At 60.3% G+C, this 14,499-nt stretch carries 14 protein-coding genes; 13 read left to right on the top strand and 1 reads right to left on the bottom strand.

Annotation, left to right across the window (positions count from 1 at the left end; genetic code table 11):
• Window positions 1–184 precede the first annotated feature (184 nt).
• The 6 genes from H9Q75_RS05025 to H9Q75_RS05000 all read left to right on the top strand — a co-directional run bounded on the left by H9Q75_RS05025 (window position 185) and on the right by H9Q75_RS05000 (window position 6,183).
• A complete protein-coding gene (locus H9Q75_RS05025) occupies window positions 185–430 on the top strand; it encodes a ribosomal L7Ae/L30e/S12e/Gadd45 family protein (protein WP_186565091.1) in 246 nt (81 codons plus the stop codon).
• 240 nt (window positions 431–670) lie between these two features.
• Window positions 671–1,093 carry a 30S ribosomal protein S12 gene (rpsL, locus tag H9Q75_RS05020; RefSeq protein ID WP_186565090.1) on the top strand — a complete coding sequence of 141 codons (423 nt, stop codon included), beginning with the start codon at window positions 671–673 and terminating at the stop codon, window positions 1,091–1,093.
• Between the two features lie 196 nt (window positions 1,094–1,289).
• A complete protein-coding gene (gene rpsG / locus H9Q75_RS05015) occupies window positions 1,290–1,760 on the top strand; it encodes a 30S ribosomal protein S7 (RefSeq protein WP_186565089.1) in 471 nt (156 codons plus the stop codon).
• A 15-nt stretch (window positions 1,761–1,775) separates the two neighbouring features.
• Entirely contained in the window at window positions 1,776–3,881 is a 2,106-nt protein-coding gene (gene fusA / locus H9Q75_RS05010; protein ID WP_186565088.1) for an elongation factor G, read from the top strand.
• A 152-nt stretch (window positions 3,882–4,033) separates the two neighbouring features.
• Window positions 4,034–5,236: an elongation factor Tu gene (gene tuf / locus H9Q75_RS05005; RefSeq protein ID WP_186565087.1), complete on the top strand. Its 1,203-nt coding sequence runs from the start codon at window positions 4,034–4,036 to the stop codon at window positions 5,234–5,236.
• Window positions 5,237–5,304: 68 nt separating this feature from the next.
• Entirely contained in the window at window positions 5,305–6,183 is an 879-nt protein-coding gene (locus H9Q75_RS05000) for a mechanosensitive ion channel domain-containing protein (protein WP_186565086.1), read from the top strand.
• A 49-nt stretch (window positions 6,184–6,232) separates the two neighbouring features.
• Here H9Q75_RS05000 and H9Q75_RS04995 read toward each other — a convergent pair whose 3' ends face one another.
• Complete coding sequence (locus H9Q75_RS04995; RefSeq protein ID WP_186565085.1) at window positions 6,233–6,709, bottom strand: DUF4830 domain-containing protein; 477 nt, start codon at window positions 6,707–6,709, stop codon at window positions 6,233–6,235.
• A gap of 97 nt (window positions 6,710–6,806) precedes the next feature.
• Between H9Q75_RS04995 and H9Q75_RS04990 the strand changes: the two genes are divergently transcribed.
• The 7 genes from H9Q75_RS04990 (at window position 6,807) to H9Q75_RS04960 (ending at window position 14,496) form a co-directional block, all read left to right on the top strand.
• On the top strand, window positions 6,807–7,517 hold the full coding sequence (locus tag H9Q75_RS04990) for a pseudouridine synthase (RefSeq protein ID WP_186565084.1): 711 nt from the start codon (window positions 6,807–6,809) through the stop codon (window positions 7,515–7,517).
• A gap of 173 nt (window positions 7,518–7,690) precedes the next feature.
• A complete protein-coding gene (locus H9Q75_RS04985; RefSeq protein ID WP_186565083.1) occupies window positions 7,691–8,782 on the top strand; it encodes a PucR family transcriptional regulator in 1,092 nt (363 codons plus the stop codon).
• A gap of 72 nt (window positions 8,783–8,854) precedes the next feature.
• Window positions 8,855–9,547, top strand: coding sequence for a cell division ATP-binding protein FtsE (ftsE, locus tag H9Q75_RS04980; protein ID WP_186565082.1), 693 nt, complete (start codon window positions 8,855–8,857; stop codon window positions 9,545–9,547).
• Window positions 9,531–10,421, top strand: a complete 891-nt coding sequence (gene ftsX / locus H9Q75_RS04975; protein WP_186565081.1) for a permease-like cell division protein FtsX — start codon at window positions 9,531–9,533, stop codon at window positions 10,419–10,421. The genes ftsE and ftsX overlap by 17 nt, the downstream gene beginning before the upstream one ends.
• A 19-nt stretch (window positions 10,422–10,440) precedes the next feature.
• Window positions 10,441–11,703: a murein hydrolase activator EnvC family protein gene (locus H9Q75_RS04970; RefSeq protein ID WP_341480904.1), complete on the top strand. Its 1,263-nt coding sequence runs from the start codon at window positions 10,441–10,443 to the stop codon at window positions 11,701–11,703.
• Window positions 11,704–11,859: 156 nt separating this feature from the next.
• A complete protein-coding gene (locus H9Q75_RS04965) occupies window positions 11,860–12,996 on the top strand; it encodes a S41 family peptidase (RefSeq protein ID WP_186565080.1) in 1,137 nt (378 codons plus the stop codon).
• Window positions 12,997–13,053: 57 nt separating this feature from the next.
• Window positions 13,054–14,496, top strand: a complete 1,443-nt coding sequence (locus tag H9Q75_RS04960) for a MerR family transcriptional regulator (protein WP_186565079.1) — start codon at window positions 13,054–13,056, stop codon at window positions 14,494–14,496.
• The last annotated feature ends 3 nt before the right edge of the window (window positions 14,497–14,499 follow it).

The raw sequence follows: 14,499 nt of genomic DNA, 5'->3' as shown, positions 1-14,499 counted from the left end.
CGGGCAGATTGACCGGGAAAAGGGCGGAAACCCTTGCGAATTCTAGCGATTCCTCTGCGGATTTTGCTTGACTTCAAATACCGCCTATGCTATAATCTCAAATTGCGCAGGTGTGCCTGCCAAAGGGAAAAACCGAGAAAGCGTCCGGTTTCTACCACGTTTTGAGAGAAGGGAGGCATGCCGTATGCTGAAGCAGCTCAACCAAAAGGCCCATGTAGTCGGCGCCAAGCAGACCAAACGGGCTGTGGAAGGCGGCAATGCCCAACGGGTCTTTCTGGCGGAGGATGCAGATCCGCGGGTGACCGAGCCTTTGGAGGCCCTCTGCTCCGGAAAAGATGTGCCGGTGACCAAGGTGCCCTCCATGAAGGAACTGGGCGCCGCGTGCGGAATTTCTGTGGGCGCCTCCGTGGCCGCGCTGCTGCGGGGCTGACCGCTCCCGGCTTCTCCTCGCTTCGGCGTCACGCTGCGAAGCCTCCGCGACGGCGTCTAAGCCCCTGCGACTGTGCAAGCCGGCCTTCGGCGCTTACGCGCCTGCGGTCCGTTTGCTCCGCTCTGGGTCTTACCCGCCTGCTCCCGGCTTCTCCGCGCTTCTTTGTTGCTTTTAACAGGAATAACCTGAGGTTATTTTTGTTAAAATAAAATTTGTATTTTTTGAGAAAGGAGGAATACCATGCCTACGTTTAACCAGCTCGTCCGGAAGGGACGCCAGGCCGTGACCTACAAGTCCAATTCTCCTGCCATGCAGAAGGGCCTGAACACCCTGAAGAACCGCGAGACCGACCTGCCTTCTCCTCAGAAGAGAGGCGTGTGCACCGCTGTTCGTACCTCCACCCCGAAGAAGCCTAACTCCGCGCTGCGTAAGATCGCCCGTGTGCGTCTGACCAACGGCTACGAAGTGACCGCCTATATTCCCGGTGTGGGCCACAACCTGCAGGAGCACTCCGTGGTCATGATCCGCGGCGGCCGTGTCAAGGACCTGCCCGGCGTTCGTTACCACATCATCCGCGGCACTCTGGATGCCCAGGGCGTCAACGGCCGTATGCAGGGCCGTTCCAAGTACGGCGCCAAGCGGCCCAAGGCCGGCAAGAAGTAATTTCTTCTGCAGACCCAATTTAAGAGACTTTATGCGCATACGCGCAAGGCAGTTGTCCTTGCGGAGGCGCTTACCTATATAATATAGGGGGCGTTTTCTGTGGGGCACTGGACAAGCAGGCACTTGTCTTACACGGGGGCTTTCGTGAAAAGCCTTCGAGTACCTATGAAATCATACTATGAAGGAGGGAAGCAAAGTGCCCAGAAGAGGAAACGTACCCAAGCGGGAGATCCTGCCCGACCCGCTTTACAACTCCGTCCTGGTGACCAAGCTGGTCAACAGCATCATGCTGGACGGCAAGAAGGGCGTAGCCCAGAAAGTGGTTTACGGTGCTTTCGACATTATTAAGGAGAAGACCGAGAAGGACCCCCTGGAGGTCTTTACCACTGCGCTGGAAAATATTATGCCTTCCCTGGAGGTTAAGGCCCGCCGTGTGGGCGGCGCCACCTACCAGGTGCCCATCGAGGTTCGGCCCGAGCGCCGTCAGACCCTGGGTCTGCGCTGGCTGACCAATTATTCCCGCGCCCGCAGCGAGAAGACCATGAAGGAGCGGCTGGCTGGCGAGATCATGGACGCCGCCAACAACCTCGGCTCCGCGGTCAAGAAGCGCGAGGACACCCACAAGATGGCCGAGTCCAACAAGGCCTTCGCGCACTACCGCTGGTAATAAAGGAGAGCAGTTATGCCTAGAAAAGTTTCTCTGGAGAACACTCGGAACATCGGCATCATGGCCCACATCGACGCGGGCAAGACGACCACCACCGAGCGTATCCTCTATTATACCGGCGTCAACTACAAGATCGGCGAGACCCATGACGGCACCGCCACCATGGACTGGATGGCTCAGGAGCAGGAGCGCGGCATCACCATCACCTCCGCCGCCACCACCTGCTACTGGAAGGGAACCAAGGATCAGTTCCCCCAGACCCGAATCAACATCATTGACACCCCGGGCCACGTGGACTTCACCGTGGAGGTGGAGCGATCCCTGCGCGTACTGGACGGCTCTGTGACCGTCATGTGCGCTAAGGGCGGCGTGGAGCCCCAGTCCGAGACTGTGTGGCGTCAGGCGGACCACTACAAGGTCCCCCGCATGATCTACGTCAACAAGATGGATATCATGGGCGCCGACTTCTATCATGTTCTGAACATGATCCACGACCGTCTCAAGTGCAATGCCGTGCCTATCCAGCTCCCCATCGGTTCTGAGGATACCTTCAAGGGCATCATCGACCTGGTAGAGATGGACGCGGACATCTACTACGACGATTTGGGCAAGGACATGCGGGTGGAGCCTATTCCCGAGGACATGATGGAGCTGGCCCAGGAGTACCGAACCAAGCTCATCGACGCCTGTGCCGATCTGTCCGACGAGATCATGGAGCTGGCTCTGGAGGAGCAGCCCATCCCTCAGGACCTGATCCGCAAAGTGATCCGCCAGGGCACCATTGACAACCAGTTTGTCCCCGTGACCTGCGGGACCTCCTACAAGAACAAGGGGGTGCAGAAGCTGCTGGACGCCATCGTGGACTATATGCCCTCTCCGGTGGATATTCCCGCCATCCAGGGCGTGAATCCCGAGACGGAAGAGGAGGACTCCCGTCCTGCTTCCGACGAGGCGCCTTTCTCCGCCCTGGCGTTCAAGATTGCCACCGATCCCTTCGTTGGCCGTCTGTCCTTTGTGCGCGTGTACTCCGGCACCCTGAATACCGGCACCACCGTGCTCAACTCCACCAAGAAGCAGAAGGAGCGCATCGGCCGTATCCTGCAGATGCACGCCAATCACCGTGAGGATATTGAGACCGTGTACTCCGGCGATATCGCCGCCGTCATCGGCCTGAAGAACTCTACCACCGGTGACACCCTCTGCGACGAGAAGCACCCCATCATCCTGGAGTCCATGGAGTTCCCCGAGCCCGTGATCCGCGTGGCTATCGAGCCCAAGACCAAGGCCGGCCAGGAGAAGATGGGCATTGCCCTGATGAAGCTGGCCGAGGAGGACCCCACCTTCAAGACCTACACCGACGAGGAGACCGGTCAGACCATCATCGCCGGTATGGGAGAGCTCCATCTGGAGATCATCGTGGACCGTCTGCTCCGCGAGTACAAGGTGGAGGCCAACGTGGGCGCTCCCCAGGTCGCCTATAAGGAGACCATTAAGAAGTCTGTGGAGCAGGACACCAAGTATGCCCGTCAGTCCGGCGGTAAGGGCCAGTACGGCCACGTCCGCATCACTGTGGAGCCCAACGAGCCCGGCAAGGGCTATGAGTTCCTCAATGAGATCACCGGCGGCGTGATCCCCAAGGAGTATATCCCCGCCGTGGACGCCGGTATCCAGGGCGCCATGCAGGCCGGTGTTCTGGCCGGCTATCCCGTGGTCGACGTGAAGGTCCACCTGACCTTCGGCTCCTACCACGAGGTGGACTCCTCCGAAATGGCCTTTAAGATCGCCGGCTCCATGGCCTTCAAGGAGGCCTGCCGCAAGGCCAATCCGGTGCTGCTGGAGCCCATGATGAAGGTCTCCGTCATCGTTCCCGACGAATACCTGGGCAATGTCATCGGCGACCTGAACGGCCGCCGCGGCATGATCCAGGGCCAGGAGAGCCGCCCCGGCGCCACCCAGATCGACGCGCTGGTGCCTCTGGCCAACATGTTCGGCTACGCCACTGACCTGCGTTCCAGCACTCAGGGCCGCGGCCAGTACTCCATGGAGCCCCACAGCTATGTGGAGATCCCCAAGAGCATCGCTGAGAAGATCATTGCCGAGCGTGGCCGCAAGGGCGAATAAGAAGCGCGGACAAGCCGCCGCAGCGTAGCAGCGCAATGTCTCAGGGAGAACGCCAACAAAGGTATTGCAATTTTTCCCGTAATGCTATAAAATAGCATCGCATTTATTGAATCAAAAACATGTAATATGTGATTTAAGGAGGAACATTCAAAATGGCTAAGGCTAAATTTGAGCGTACCAAGCCCCATGTCAACATCGGCACCATCGGCCACGTTGACCACGGCAAGACCACTCTGACCGCCGCTATCACCAAGTATCTGGCCCTGAAGGGTCAGGCCCAGTACGAGGACTACTCCAGCATCGATAAGGCTCCCGAGGAGCGCGAGCGCGGCATCACTATCAATACCGCCCACGTGGAGTATGAGACCGACAAGCGCCACTATGCCCACGTTGACTGCCCGGGCCACGCCGACTATATCAAGAACATGATCACTGGCGCTGCTCAGATGGACGGCGCCATCCTGGTCATCGCCGCCACCGACGGCCCCATGGCTCAGACCCGTGAGCACATCCTGCTGGCCCGTCAGGTGGGCGTGCCCGCCATGGTCGTGTTCCTGAACAAGTGCGATCAGGTCGACGACGAGGAGCTGCTGGAGCTGGTCGAGATGGAGGTCCGCGAGGTTCTGTCCAAGTACGAGTTCCCCGGCGACGAGATCCCCATTATCAAGGGTTCCGCTCTGAACGCCCTGACCTGCGAGTCCGGCGACGTGAATGATCCCGACTTCGCCTGCATCAAGGAGCTGATGGACGCTGTCGACTCCTATATCCCCACTCCCGACCGCAAGGCCGACCAGCCCTTCCTGATGCCCGTGGAGGACGTGTTCACCATCTCCGGCCGCGGCACCGTGGCTACCGGCCGTGTGGAGCGCGGCCAGCTGAAGGCCGGCGAGACCGTGGAGATCGTGGGCCTGACCGACGAGAAGAAGTCCACCGTCGTCACCTCCATGGAGATGTTCCGCAAGACTCTGGACTACGTCGAGGCCGGCGACAACGTGGGCTGCCTGCTGCGCGGCGTGGCCAAGAACGAGGTGGAGCGCGGCCAGGTGCTGTGCAAGCCCGGCTCCATTCATCCCCACACCAAGTTCAAGGGCCAGGTGTACGTGCTCTCCAAGGATGAGGGCGGCCGTCACACCCCCTTCTTCAACAACTATCGTCCCCAGTTCTACTTCCGTACCACCGACGTGACCGGCGTCATCACCCTGCCCGAGGGCACCGAGATGTGCATGCCCGGCGACAACGTGGACATGGACGTGGAGCTGATCACCCCCATCGCCATCGAGAAGGGCCTGCGCTTCGCTATCCGCGAGGGCGGCCGTACCGTTGGCTCCGGCGTGGTCATCGAGACCGCCGAATAATCGGTCCAACCTAAAAAGGACCCGCCGCATAGCGGCGGGTCCTTTTTTCAGACAAGGGAGGGAGATTCGTGCCGGAAAATGTGACGGAAACGCTTCAGGAAAATGTGACCGGGACCCTGGGAGAGCTGGCCGATCAGACCGGGATCGCAGACGTATTTGCCCCGATTTTTCAGGGATTTACCCTGCAGAAGCTACTGTATATCCTTGTGCTGATTGTGGTCTGTGTGACAGTGGTCAAGCTGCTGCTGCGCCTGGTGGACCGGTTCCTGGCCAGGGGAAAGATTGATCTGAGCCTGCATACCTTTATTCGCACCATTTCAAAATTTGTGCTGTGGTTTTTGGCCATTATCATTATTGTGGGAGCCCTGGGGGTGCAGATTACCTCTCTGGTGGCAGTCCTCAGTGTGATCGGTCTGGCGGTCTCCCTGGCCGTCCAGGGGGCACTCTCCAACCTGGCGGGCGGTGTGCAGGTGCTTACCGCAAAGCCTTTCAAAGTGGGCGATTATATTGCCGCCAGCGGTGTGGAGGGCAAGGTGCAGGAGATCACACTGGTTCATACAAAACTCGTGACAGTGGACAACAAGCTAATCTTTGTGCCCAACAGTGAGATGTCAGCGGCCAAAGTGACCAACTATACCGCAGAGCCGAGGCGCAGGGTCGACCTGGTGTTCAGCACCTCCTATGAGGACAGGGCGGAGCAGGTGATTGCCTGTATCAAAGGCGTGATTGCGGCCCATCCCAGGGCCCTGGCCGAGCCGGAGCCCTTTGTGCGGGTGTCCGCTTATAAGGAGAGCTGTGTTGACTATACCGTGCGGGTCTGGTGCGAGACGGAGCATTACTGGGATCTATATTTTGACCTGCTGGAACAGGTCAAGGCCGCCTTTGACCGGGACGGCATTCAGATGACCTACAATCATTTGAACGTCCATATGATTTCCGGACAATAAAGGACGGTTCAGCACAGCGCGGCGCTCATATGAGCGCCGCGTTTTTCTTTCAGGTGGGCAGTTCCAGCCCGTGGATGAAGCCGCCCAGCTGGCTGGAGAGCACATCGCCGCCGATGACTGTGTTTTTGTAGATCAGCAGCCCGGCCTGTACGCCCTCCTCGCCGGTGGGATAATTGGTGATGGCGTAGGTGTACCGTTTGACCCGCTTTCCGGCATACTTCTCCAGGTCAAAGCCCTGGCTGGACTGCAGCTCCAGGTATTGTGTGTAGGTATCGTCGAACTCCTCCGGGATGACCAGCTCCTCCACAGAGATGGGCTCGGCCGACACACTCCAGCCATAGCTGGACAGATAGGAAATTCGGTCCTCATTAGACCGGATTCCCTTGGGACTGGCGGCGGTGGAGACGGCGGCACTGCTGGCGCCCGGCAGGTCCACAGTCGCGGCCAGCACGCCGCAGACGACAACCACCGCCGCCAGAACGGCCGCGATCCGCCCACGGTGAAGCTTGGCGGTAAAAATAAACACAGCGCAACGCTCCCTTCGAAAACAATCGTGTTAATTTCTATGCACAGCGGCATAGAGATATGATAAAATAGCAGAAATGGACAAGAGGAGGGCGAATATGGAGCGCTTGGACAAACGATTGGCCAATACCGGCCGCTGGTCCCGACGGGAGATCCGGGAGCTGATCCGGGCGGGGCGGGTATGCGTGGACGGAAGGGTGGTCCGAAGCCCGGAGGAAAAATGCGCCTCAACCTCCACCTTTCAGGTGGACGGGATGGTCGTGGCCGGGGAAGCCGTGGTCTATCTGATGCTCCACAAGCCCGCCGGACTGGTCTCGTCCACCGAGGACCCGCGGCAGCCAACCGTGTTCTCCCTGCTGCCTGAGCACCTGCGCCGGGCAGGGCTTTTTCCGGCGGGGCGCCTGGACAAGGACACGGAGGGGCTGCTCCTGCTCACCAACGACGGCCTCCTGGCTCACAGCCTGCTCTCCCCCCGCAGGCATGTGGACAAGACCTATTTTGTCCGGGTGGACGGGGTGCTGGACGAGGGGGATGCGGCGGCGTTTGAAGCGGGGCTGACTCTGGCAGACGGGTATACCTGCCTGCCCGCGGGGCTGGAGCTGCTGGAGGCCTCGGACACCGCCGTGATTACTCTGCGGGAGGGGAAGTACCACCAGATCAAACGGATGCTGGCCCAGCGGGGCAAGCCGGTGATTTATCTGAAGCGGCTGACCATGGGGCCGCTGAAGCTGGACCCGAGCCTGGGCCCCGGGGAATGGCGGCCTCTGACTGGAGAGGAGATATCAGCTCTGCGAGGAGGCAGCCCCTGACGGCACAGCCTCTTTTCCCAAGTCGGCCTGCCCACTTTTGGTTCGGCAATTTGACCAAAAAACTTTTCAGAAGCTATTGAAAAGGGAGAAAAAAACCGGTATAATAAAAAGCGATTCATGTAAATATCTCAGATATGAGGGAAATTCAAGTAGAAGAAAGGGAGGCTAACGCCATGTCCAGCAGAATTTTTCAAAGCGTTGTCTTGCAGATGAAGGACAGCACGGATCGAGCCATTGGTGTGATTGATTCTGAGGGAACGGTGGTGGCCTGTAACGAGCTGACCTGCATCGGGGAGCACTGGCCGGGCGCCGTGGACGCGATCAACAACAGCAATGGGGATGTGGCCCTCTATGAGGGGCGCACCTTCAAGGTGCTGGCCGGCTGGAGCGCCCAGTTCGACTACGCGGCCTTTGCCGCGGGCGAGGACGCCGAGGCACGGCTGGTGTGCACCATGGCCACAGTGGCTTTGAACGGGGCCAAAAGCTACTATGAGGAGAAGCACGACAAGGCCACCTTTGTCAAGAACATTATTTCAGACAATATTCTGCTGGGGGACATCTATGTCCGCGCCAAGGAGCTGCATTTTGTGTCCGAGGTGCCCCGTGCGGTGTTCCTGATCCGCCAGATGGACGCCTCTGACGTGTCTGCCATTGATGTGGTGCAGGGACTGTTCCCGGATAAGCAGACCGACTTCGTGATCTCCATCAGCGAGACGGATGTGGCGCTCATCAAACAGCTCAGCGACACGGCGGAGAGCAAGGACCTGTACAAGATTGCCAGCCAGATCGAGGATGCGATCACGGAGGAGCTGCATATCAAGGTCGTGATCGGCATTGGCACCATTGTGGGGCATATCCGGGAGCTGGCGCGGGCCTACAAGGAGGCCCAGGTGGCCATTGATGTGGGCAAGGTGTTCGATACCGAGAAGTCCATTATCAACTATGAGAATCTGGGCATCGGCCGGCTGATCTACCAGCTGCCCACCACCCTGTGTGAGATGTTCCTCCAGGAGGTCTTTAAGAAGAACCCTATCGACGCGCTGGATCAGGAGACCCTGTTTACCATCAATAAGTTCTTTGAAAACAACCTGAATGTGTCCGAGACCGCTCGCAAACTCTTCGTCCACCGCAATACCCTGGTGTACCGCCTGGAGAAGATCAAGAAGCTGACCGGCCTGGATTTGCGGGAGTTTGACGACGCCATTACCTTCAAGGTGGCTTTGATGGTGAAGAAGTACTTAGTTTCCAGAGGAATTGACAATTAATCCAACCAATACCGACTGCAAGGGACGGGCCGACCGTCCCTTGCAGTGATGTTTACATAAGGGGTAGCAAGCGTGATACGTCTCATTGACATTCAAAAGTCCTATGACAACGGGACCAAGGCCCTGAAGGGAATCAGCCTGCGCATTGACGACGGTGAATTCGTCTTTCTGGTGGGTCCCTCGGGCTCCGGCAAATCCACGATTATCAAGCTGATCACCTCCGAGATCGTCCCCACCGGCGGGCGACTGATGGTCAACGGCTACAACCTCAATAATATCCGCCCCCGGCAGGTGCCATATATGCGCCGTACCTTGGGGGTGATCTTCCAGGACTTCCGCCTGATCGAGAAAAAGACGGTGCGGGAGAACCTGACCTTTGCCATGCGGGCTGTGGGGGCCTCCCCCCGGGAGATCCGCAAGCGGATCCCCTATGTGCTGGAGCTGGTGGGGCTGGACCGCAAGGGGGATCGGCGGCCCAACGAGCTCTCCGGCGGTGAGCAGCAGCGGGTGGCCATCGCCCGGGCCCTGGTGAACAATCCCCAGACCATTATCGCCGACGAACCCACGGGCAATCTGGACCCCCAGCGCTCCCTGGAGATCATGATGCTGCTGGAGCGCATCAACGAATTGGGCACCACCCTGCTGGTAGTGACCCATGAGAAGGAGTTGGTCGACCGCTTTTCCAAGCGGGTAGTGGCCATTGAGAACGGCAGGCTCATCAGCGACGAGACGGGCGGGTATTACGACAATGAAACAACGATATAATTTCGGCTATTTCCTCTCCGAGGGGCTTCACAGTATCTTTACCCACGGCTTTATGTCCTTTGCGGCCGTATGCATGATTGTATGCTGCCTGCTCATCATGGGGTCCTTTTCCCTGGTGGCGGTCAATGCCGAGCATATGTTCAGCGACCTGGAGCAGGAAAATCAGTTTACGGCCTTTATAGACGAGAGCTATTCCCAGGAGGAGGCGCGGGCGCTCCAGAGTGCGCTGGAGGCGGTACCTAATGTGGCCAGGGCGGAGTTTATGACCAAAGAGGAGGCCCAGACAGAGTTTGAGGCCGATTATCAGGACAATCCGCTCTTTGAAGGACTTCCCTCCACTGTATACCGAGACCGCTTTCACATCTATCTGGACGACATCAGCAAGCTTGCGGAGACCGAGGCGAAGGTAAAGCAGGTGGCCGGCGTGGCGGGTACCCAGTCCGCGCCCGAGATTGCGGAGGGCTTCACCGTGGTGCGCAATGTGGCGGGCGCGGTGGCGGTGATTTTGGTGGTCATCCTGTTGGCGGTGAGCCTGTTTATCATCTCCAACACCATCAAGCTGGCCACCTTCAACCGGCGGGAGGAGATCGCCATTATGAAGATGTGCGGCGCCACCAACGGCTTTATCCGCTGGCCCTTTGTATTTGAGGGCATGCTCCTGGGTCTGACGGGAGCTCTGGTGGCGTTTTTCCTCCAATGGGGGGTGTACACCCTGGTGGGCAACGCCATTTCCACCTCGGACACCATTTCTCTGATCACCATCCTGCCCTTTCAGCCCATGGCCCTGAACGTACTGGGCATCTTTGCCGGGGTTGGGCTGGTGATCGGCGCGGGCGGCAGTGTGCTGGCCATCCATAAGTTCCTGCAGGTCTAGAAAGGAAAAGGAGAATACCGTGGCAAAGAAAAAGCAAAACCCGCAATCCCAGAAAAAGAAGCAGAGGACGGACCCACGCCGGGTTCTGGTGGCGGTTCTGGCCGGTGTGATGGCCCTGCTGCTGATCCTGCCCATGGTCACCATGATTATGGGGGGCGCCGGCGCGGTGACCCAGGCGGAGATTGACGCGCTGAAGAGCGAACAGGCGGAATCCCGCCTGCGCCAGCAGGAGCTTAAAGAGCAGCTCGACGCGGTAAAGGACGATCAGGCGGCGGCCCAGCAGAAGCGGAATATCCTGACCCAGCAGCTGGAGGCTATCAATTCTGAGATTGAAAATATTGATGCCCAGATTGCCTACTACGACGGGGAGATCGCCCAGAAGGAGAGCGAGCGGGTGGAGGCCGTGGCCCGGGAGGAGGAGCAGTATCAGCTCTTCTGCGAGCGGGTGCGGCTGATGGAGGAGAACGGAACGGTCTCCTATTGGTCCATCCTCTTCAACGCGGAGAGCTTTTCCGATATGCTGGACCGGCTGACGGACATTGACGCGGTGATGGACTATGACAATCAGGTCATGGACCAGCTGGTGGAAACCCGCAGGCAGATTGAACAGCTGAAGGCCGACCTGGAGAGCGCCCGGGCGGGCCAGGAGACGGCGAGGGCGGAACAGGAGGCCAAGAAAGCGGAGCAGCAGGCAAAGGTGGCCGAGGCCCAGAAGCTGCTGGACCAGATCAACGCCGATGTGGCCGAGGTAAACCGCCAGCTGGAAGCGGAGAGCGCGGCCGCCAAGGAGATCCAGGCGGAAATCGCAAGGAAGCAGAAGGCCCTGGAGGAGGAGCGGCGGCAGAACAACATCACCATCGACTCGGAGAGCAGCTACCTCTGGCCCCTGCCGGGCTATTACAAACTGAGCTCTCTGTTCGGCTACCGCATTCACCCCATCACCGGAAAGGCCCACAGCCATACGGGAATCGACGTCCCCGCGCCCGGGGGCACCCCGATTCTGGCGGCCAAGAGCGGGCAGGTGGTCACCTCTGCCAGTCACTACTCCTATGGCAACTACGTGGTCATCGACCACGGCAACGGCGCCTCCACCCTGTACGCCCACATGTCCTCCCGGGCGGTGAGCGAGGGACAGATGGTCACCCAGGGTCAGGTGATCGGCTATGTGGGCACCACGGGCAGCTCCAACGGAAACCATCTGCATCTGGAGGTGCGGGAGAATTATACCCGTGTGGACCCGGAGGGTAAGTATAAGAGCCTGAATCTGGTGCACCCCTGGTAATCCGTGGGGTGGACACGCTTCAATTTTAAGGCCGTGCCATCGGGGAGGGCACATGGCTATTTCGCGTTTGCACAGCAGAATGGAATCGGCGCAGCGAGGGCGGGGGACGGCGGTCTCCCGCCCGTCTGTATTTGGGCGGCCGGAAAGGAAGTAACGATGAGAAAAAAGCGGTTTTGTCTTTGGCAGCTGCTGCTGGTGGCGGCGCTGGCCGCCGCGGTGGCGCTGGGCGCGGGCGTTCTGGCCCTGCGCGCTGTGACGGGAATGGGCGGACTCTCACTCCTGGAGGCCATGGCGCTGGTCAATACCCGGTTTGTGGGGGAGTATGACGAGAGCGAGGCGGTGGATGCCGCCCTCTCCGGCCTGGTGAGCGGCCTAGGGGACCGCTGGAGCTACTACCTGACAGAGGAGGCGTATCAGGCGCAGGAGGAGCGCCGGAAAAACCAGTACGTGGGAATCGGCGTGACCGTGAGCTATGAGCGGGAAGAGGGCCTGCTCATCCTGGAGGTCACCCCAGGCGGCCCAGCGGAGGAGGCGGGCCTCACGGCCGGGGAGGTGATCACCGCCGCGGATGGGCAATCCCTGGCCGGGGAGGCGCGCTATGAGGGCGCCGACCGGATCCGGGGAGAGGCGGGCACCACGGTGACGCTAGAGGTGACGGGGACGGACGGCGCCGTCCGCTCGGTGGAGGTGAACCGCAGGGCGGTGGAGAGCAATCCGGTGACCTATGAGCTGCGGGAGGACGGGATCGGCTATGTCAAGCTGTCCAATTTTTATGAGCACAGCGCTGAGCGTCTGGAGGAGGCTGTAGCAGAGCTCCAGGCACAGGGGGCGGCCGCGCTGATCTTTGATATGCGCAATAACGGAGGCGGCTATCTCAGCGAACTGACCCATATGCTGGACTTCCTGCTGCCCGAGGGCCCCATCTTCATCAGCCGGGACCGGGCGGGGCATGAGACGGTGACCCAGTCGGACGAGGCCTGCGTGGACCTGCCCATGGCGGTGCTGGTCAATGGGGACACCTATTCCGCGGCTGAATTTTTTGCCGCTGAGCTCCAGGAGCAGGGGGCGGCCGTGATCGTGGGGGAGCCCACCAGCGGAAAGGGGTACTCCCAGCAGACCTTTGCCCTGCCCCACGGGGGGGCGCTGGCCATCTCCACCGGGGCCTATTTCACGGGCAGCGGAGTGTCCCTGATCGGCACCGGGCTCACCCTGGACCGGGAGGTGGCGCTGACCGGAGCGGGGGACGCCCAGCTGGAGACCGCGGCGGAACTTTTGCAGGAGAATCTGACCTGAAACCCTTGACTGTAAACCTGCTTGATACCTTACTATGAGGGAAAAGGGGGCGGTACCATGACCATTGGCGAGCTGGAACGGGAACTGGGCATGACCCGGGCCAATATCCGTTTTTACGAGCAGGAGGGCCTGCTCTCCCCCCACCGGGGAGAAAACGGCTACCGGGACTACGCCCCGGAGGATGTGGAGACCCTGCGGAAGATCAAGCTGCTGCGCCAGCTGAGGCTTCCCGTGGAGGAGATCCGCCGCATCCAGCGGGGAGAGCGCGCCCTGGCAGATGCGGCGGCGGAGCAGGGGGAGCGACTGCGGGAGGAGGAGAGCGGCTTGGCCCTGGTAGGAGAGCTGTGCCGGGAGCTGCGGGCCGAGGGGGTCAGCTATGCCGACCTGGACGCGGGGCGCTATCTGGCCCGGCTGGAGCGCCCCCCGGCACGGCCCTCCTACTTCAGTTTGCAGCAGGACCGGCTGCGCACCGTGGCCCACCCCTGGCGGCGGTATTTTGCCCGGAATCTGGATCTGGCCCTGTACGGACTGCTCTGGGGCGCGGTGCGGCTGCTCCTGCTGCGGTGGGACCCCTTTCCCGGCTTCTGGACCACCCTGCTGGAGAACTACATCACCTGCGGGCTGATGCTGCTTCTGGAGCCAACCCTGCTGAGCACCTGGGGGTATACTCCGGGCAAATGGCTCTTTGGCCTGACGGTGCGCTACCCCGGCGGGCACAAGCTCTCCTGGGGGGATGCCTTCGCCCGAACATGGGGCGTGTTTGGCCGGGGCTTTGGCTGGGGCATTCCCATTTACAACCTGGTGCGGCAGGTCAAATGCTGCGTGGCCTGCGGCCGTGGGGAGGCCATGGAGTGGGAGCAGGACGCGGACAACGTCTATACCATCCGGGACACCCGCGCCCTGCGCTGCGTGGGCTATGCGGCGGCCAGCGCTGTGGCGGTTGGGCTGGGCATGCTGGTCTCCCTTCAGGCCAGGATGCCCATCCACCGGGGGAACCTGACCCCGGCACAGTACGCGCAGAACGTCAACGACGCCATAGCGTTCCGGAATCTGAGCCAGGATTTTCGTATGGAGGCGGATGGAAGCTGGACGGAGGATAGATCTCCTGTGACCGCTGTTGTCAGTGCGGCTAGGGACTCCGCAACCCCGCCGGACCACGCCCTCACTGTGGATGGGGAGGGCCATGTCACCGGGGTGCGGCTGGAGGTTACGCGGACGATCACCGGATTTACCCGCTTCCCCGTGGTGCAGGAGCAGCTGGCGGCCCTGGCCTTTGTGGCCGCCCGGCCGGAGTATACCTGCCTTACCTGGGCGTCCAGCGACGTGTTGGAGCGGATCGAGCGCCAGTCGGAGGAGAATTATACCTTCCAGGCGGGCGGTGTCACAATTGCCCAGTGTATTGAATATAGGGGCTACACAAACGGGTCGGGCTTTTTGTTCGCCGAAGATTCGGAGCCGGTCTTTTACCACCTGATCTTTACCCTGGAGATAACTGAATAGAAG

Origin of the sequence: Lawsonibacter celer, assembly GCF_014281125.1 — a bacterium.
Classification (GTDB): domain Bacteria; phylum Bacillota; class Clostridia; order Oscillospirales; family Oscillospiraceae; genus Lawsonibacter_B; species Lawsonibacter_B celer.
Note: the sequence above shows the minus strand (reverse complement) of the source record. Positions and strands in the feature narration are given on the sequence as shown.